Source organism: Hungatella sp. L36, from assembly GCF_014288035.1.
Genome location: NZ_JACOPC010000046.1, coordinates 1 through 2,162, shown reverse-complemented (window position 1 = coordinate 2,162; position 2,162 = coordinate 1). Strand labels below are relative to the sequence as shown.

Annotated in this window: 1 rRNA gene; it reads left to right on the top strand. The window is 52.1% G+C overall.

Going from position 1 to position 2,162, the window contains the following annotated elements:
• Positions 1-2,162: ribosomal RNA gene (locus H8S80_RS33815) — 23S ribosomal RNA — on the top strand; the annotation flags it as partial.

The following is a 2,162-nucleotide window of genomic DNA, read 5'->3' as shown; positions in this document are numbered from 1 at the left end:
AGTCAGTTCAGGCAGACCCGAAACCGGGTGATCTACCCATGTCCAGGTTGAAGTTTCCGTAAAAGGAAATGGAGGACCGAACGCACATCCGTTGAAAAGGGTGGCGATGAGGTGTGGGTAGGGGAGAAATTCCAATCGAACCCGGAGATAGCTGGTTCTCCTCGAAATAGCTTTAGGGCTAGCCTCGTATTAGTTTAGCGGAGGTAGAGCACTGAATTCTTAAGGGGGCGTCAAAGCTTACCAAGAGATATCAAACTCCGAATGCCGCATAAATGATGTACGGGAGTCAGACTGCACGAGATAAGTTGGGTAGTCAAAAGGGAAAGAGCCCAGACCTACAGCTAAGGTCCCAAAGTGTGTGTTAAGTGGAAAAGGATGTGGGATTTCAAAGACAACTAGGATGTTGGCTCAGAAGCAGCCACACATTCAAAGAGTGCGTAATAGCTCACTAGTCGAGAGGTCCTGCGCCGAAAATGTCCGGGGCTGAAACACAACACCGAAGCTTAGGAATTGACGTAAGTCAATTGGTAGAGGAGCATTCTTAACTGCGAAGAAGCGTTACCGTAAGGAGGCGTGGAGTGTTAAGAAGAGAGAATGCCGGAATGAGTAGCGAGATGGAGGTGGGAATCCTCCAGGCCGAATATCTAAGGTTTCCAGAGTAAAGCTGATCTGCTCTGGGTAAGTCGGGGCCTAAGGCGAGGTCGAAAGACGTAGTCGATGGACAACAGGTTGAAATTCCTGTACCGCGTATTATCAGAACTGTGGGGACACAGAACCGAAGCCAAACCCGGGAATGAAAAGACCGGGGCAAGCGCCGGACTGGTTAGACTGGAAAATCCGTCTAGCAACAGGAAAGCGTGACGCGTACCGAACAAAAGTAGGGAAGTTGGTATAGGGGCTGTCAAGAAAAGCCGCTATTGTGTAATACGTGCCCGTACCGTAAACCGACACAGGTGGATGAGGAGAGAATCCTAAGGCCGGCGGGAGAAGCATTGTTAAGGAACTCGGCAAAATGGCTCCGTAACTTCGGGATAAGGAGCGCCCACGAGAGTGGGCCGCAGAGAATAGGCTCAAGCAACTGTTTAGCAAAAACACAGGTCTATGCAAAACCGAAAGGTGAGGTATATGGGCTGACGCCTGCCCGGTGCTGGAAGGTTAAGAGGAGAGGTTAGAGCAATCGAAGCTTTGAATTTAAGCCCCAGTAAACGGCGGCCGTAACTATAACGGTCCTAAGGTAGCGAAATTCCTTGTCGGGTAAGTTCCGACCCGCACGAAAGGCGTAATGATTTGAGCGCTGTCTCGACAATGCACCCGGTGAAATTGAAGTACCAGTGAAGATGCTGGTTACCTGCGCCAGGACGGAAAGACCCCATGGAGCTTTACTCCAGCTTGATACTGGGATTCGGTGTCGCATGTACAGGATAGGTGGGAGGCAGTGAAGGTAGGACGCCAGTCTTACCGGAGCCATTGTTGGGATACCACCCTTGCGATATTGGGTTTCTAACCTGCGGCCATGACCTGGCCGGGGGACAATGTCAGGTGGGGAGTTTGACTGGGGCGGTCGCCTCCGAAAGTGTATCGGAGGCGCTCAAAGGTTCCCTCAGAATGGTTGGAAACCATTCGAAGAGTGCAAAGGCATAAGGGAGCTTGACTGCGAGACTGACGGGTCGAGCAGGTACGAAAGTAGGACTTAGTGATCCGGTGGTATAAAGTGGGATTGCCATCGCTCAACGGATAAAAGCTACCCTGGGGATAACAGGCTTATCACTCCCAAGAGTTCACATCGACGGAGTGGTTTGGCACCTCGATGTCGGCTCATCGCATCCTGGGGCTGAAGTAGGTCCCAAGGGTTGGGCTGTTCGCCCATTAAAGCGGTACGCGAGCTGGGTTCAGAACGTCGTGAGACAGTTCGGTCCCTATCCGGCGTGGGCGTAGGATATTTGAGAGGAGCTGTCCTTAGTACGAGAGGACCGGGATGGACTGACCTCTGGTGTACCGGTTGGGTATCAAACCCATGGCCGGGTAGCCAAGTCGGGAAGGGATAAACGCTGAAGGCATCTAAGCGTGAAGCCCCCCTCAAGATGAGATATCCCATCGCAAGAGTAAGACCCCTTGAAGACGACGAGGTAGATAGGGCAGAGGTGGAAGCATGGCAACATGTG